Source organism: Dactylosporangium cerinum (assembly GCF_042653625.1).
Taxonomy (GTDB): domain Bacteria; phylum Actinomycetota; class Actinomycetes; order Mycobacteriales; family Micromonosporaceae; genus Dactylosporangium; species Dactylosporangium cerinum.
In genome coordinates this window covers 1-3,753 of record NZ_JBHSIU010000026.1, presented here as the reverse complement: position 1 = coordinate 3,753, position 3,753 = coordinate 1, and the positions used below count along the sequence as shown (strand labels likewise).

The 3,753-nt window shown below is 68.2% G+C and carries 1 protein-coding gene; it reads right to left on the bottom strand.

From position 1 onward, the window contains the following. Positions 1 to 3,716, bottom strand: a 3,716-nt coding sequence (locus ACFPIJ_RS22175; protein ID WP_380117083.1) for an SDR family NAD(P)-dependent oxidoreductase, incomplete at its 3' end; no start/stop codon positions are given. Between the last annotated feature and the right edge of the window lie 37 nt (positions 3,717 to 3,753).

Sequence of the window (3,753 nt, the reverse complement as noted above, 5' to 3'; positions counted from 1 at the left end):
ACGCCAGCCGCGGCCTGGGTGTGACCGATGTTCGACTTCACTGACCCCAACCACACCGGCTCGCGTTCGAGTCGTTCTCGGCCGTACACCTCCAGCAGCGCCTGCGCCTCTATCGGGTCACCCAACACCGTCCCGGTGCCATGCGCTTCGACCGCGTCCACCTCAACAGGCGACAGGCGCGCATTTGCTAGGGCCTGCCGGATCACCCGCTGCTGCGAAGGACCGTTCGGTGCGGTCAACCCGTTGCTCGCACCGTCCTGATTCACCGCACTACCACGCACCACCGCCAACACCTGATGGCCGTTGCGCCGGGCATCGGACAGCCGCTCCAACAGCAGCAACCCGACACCCTCACTCCACCCCGTACCATCCGCGGCACCCGCGAAGGACTTGCAGCGACCGTCGACGGCCAAACCCCGCTGCCGACTGAACTCGACAAACACCATCGGCGACGCCATCACGGTCACGCCACCGGCGAGCGCGAGTGAGCTCTCTCCCTGCCGCAACGACTGACACGCCAGATGCAGCGCCACCAACGACGATGAACACGCCGTGTCCACCGTGACCGCGGGTCCTTCCAACCCGAAGGTGTACGCCAAACGACCCGACACCACGCTCCCGGCGATACCGGTCAGCCGATGCCCCTCAACGTTCTGTCCGTCAGTGTTCTGCCCCGGATCCGAGGGCTGGTCGGCGTAGCCCTGATAGTTGGTGCCGGCGAACACCCCGGTATCCGTGCCCTTCAGCGAGCCAGGGTCGATACCCGCCCGCTCGAACACCTCCCACGCGGCCTCGAGCAACAGCCGCTGCTGCGGATCCATCGCCAGCGCCTCACGCGGACTGATCCGGAAGAACCCCGCATCAAAATCCGCGGCGTCATACAGGAACCCGCCGTCCCGCACGTAGCTCGTCCCCGACCGGTCCGGATCCGGGTCGAACAGCCCGTCCACATCCCAGCCCCGGTCCGCCGGCCACTCCGAGATCCCATCACCGCCGGACGCGACCAGATCCCACAACCCTTCCGGAGACCGCACACCCCCCGGCAGTCGACACGCCATCCCAACAATGGCGATCGGCTCATCCACCGACGCCGGCGCCGGCGCTGCAGCCGGCGCTGCAGCCCCCGCCGTCCCAGCGACCTGCTCGGTCACGTAGGCGGCCAGCGCGGCAGGAGTCGGGTGGTCGAACACCAGCGTCGCCGGCAAGCGCAACCCGGTCACCGTCCCCAGCCGGTTCCGCAGTTCCACGGCGGTCAGCGAGTCGAACCCGGCCTCGGTGAACGCCCGGTCCGGGTCCACCGCGGCCGCGGTGGCATGCCCCAGCACTGCGGCGATCTCGCCGCGGACCACGTCCAGAACCACCGCCCGCCACTGCGATGCGGGCACCTCGGCCAGCCGGCGGGACAACGCCGACCCATCGGCAGACACCGACGACCCCTGCGGCCGTTGGTCCCGGAACGCCTCCACCAGACGGCTCGGACGGGCCCACGCGAACGTCTCCACGAACCGTTGCCAGTCCACGTTCGCGACCACCACACACGTTTCGTCATGGTCCAGAACCTGGCCCAACGCCGTCAGCGCCAGCCCCGGCTCCATCGCCGCCATGCCATAGTCCTGCAGTTGCTGGGCAGCCACACCAGCCATCCCGTCACCGGCCCAGGCTCCCCACGCCACCGACGTGGCAGCAAGACCACGGGCACGGCGCCGTTGCACCAACGCGTCCAGGAACGCATTCGCCGCGGCGTAACTGGCCTGGCCTCCGCTGCCCCACACCCCCGCCACCGAGGAGAACACCACGAACGCATCCAACGGCGTATCCGCAAGAAGAGCATCCAAATGCGCCGCACCACACGCCTTGGCTTTGATCACCTCAGCAAAGCCAGACAGCTGCGCCTCGTCCAACTTGCCGTTGTCCAATACCCCCGCAGCGTGCACCACCGCGGTCAGCGGGTACTGGGCCGGCACCGACGCCAACAGGGTCGCCACCGCATCCCGATCAGCCACATCGCAGGCCACGACCTGCACCTGCACACCCAACCCGGAAAGCTCGTCCCGCAACTGCACCGCACCCGGGGCGTCAATACCCCGCCGGCTGGTCAAAATGAGATGCTCGACGCCGCCGCGAGCCAGCCACCGAGCGACATGCGCACCCAACGCGCCCGTACCACCGGTCACCAGCACCGAACCACGCGGCTTCCACCGCCGATCCGCCGAAACCCCGTCCAGGGAAGCCCGCAGCAGCCTTCTCACATACACACCCGAGGAACGGATCGCCACCTGATCCTCATCACCCGGATCGGCGAGCACGCGACACATCCGCAGCGCGGACTGCGCATTGACGGTCCCGGGCAGGTCAATCAAGCCGCCCCACCGCTCGGGGTGCTCCAGACCGACCACCCGGCCCAAACCCCAGATCTGCGACTGCACCGCACCGGCCAACGGATCCGAACGACCCGTCGACACCGCGCCTTGGGTCACACACCACAACCGAGCCTGCACACCCGCGTCCCCCAACGCCTGCACCAACAGCACCGTGGCCGCCAAGCCGTTGGAAATGCCCTCATACGTCGGATGCGGAGACTCATCCAACGCCAGCAACGACACCACCCCGCCTGCCCCGTCATCCGACAGCCGGCTCAGCTCGCCGCTGATCCGCTCCGCGAGCGTGTTGCGATCATCGACGGCTGCGTCCACCTCCGCGCGAACAACATCGACTCCGCACTCCTGCAACGCCTCAACCGCCGACAACACCCCCGGGTTCAACGACAGACCAGCGGGAACCAGGACAAGCCATGACCCTGACGGCAGCGTGGTCCGGACATCCGACGACGGCTGCCACCTGATCTGGTACCGCCACTGGCCCGCCGACGTCTGATCCCGCAGCTTCCGATGCCACTGCGACAGCGCTGGGAACACCACACCCAGCGACGAACCGCCGTCCTGTACATCCAACTGCAGCTCACGCGCGAGCGCCTCGATCCGCTCATGTTCAACGGCATCCCAAAACCACGTCTCCGACGCCGTCGCCGACCGCCCGGACGCGGGCTCGATCTGATCCGGTGCGTCCAACCAGAACCGTTCCCGCTGGAACGCATACGTCGGCAGGTCGACCCGGGTAGCGGGAACGCCGGCGAACACCGCCGGCCACCGAACCCCCACCCCAGCGGTGAACGCCTGAGCCACCGCCAGCAGCAACGACTCAACCTCAGCACCTTCACGACGCAGCCCGGCCACGAACACCGACCGCTCTGCCGCTGTCTCGGGGAGGTTGTCCTGGACCATCGCGGTCAACGCCGCACCCGGACCCAACTCCACGAACACCCGCACACCCTGCTCATGCAAGCAGCGGATCCCATCCCCGAACCGCACCGCCGCACGCACATGCCGCACCCAATACTCCGCCGTACACACCTCATCCCCAGCCAGCAACCCGGTCACGTTCGACACCACCGGCACCGCCGGCGCGTTGAACGACAACCCCCGCACCACCCGCTCGAACTCAGCCAGCATCGGCTCCATCAACACCGAATGAAACGCATGCGACACCCGCAACCGACGCGTCGCCCGTCCCATCGCAGCCAGCCGCTGCGCCAAGTCCAGCACCGGCGCCTCGGCACCAGAGATCACCACCGCGGCCGGGCCGTTCACCGCGGCGATCTCCACCCCAGCCCCCAACAGCGGCAGCACCTCCGCCTCAGCAGCCTGCACCGCCACCATCACCCCACCAGCCGGCAACGCCTGCATCAACCTGCCC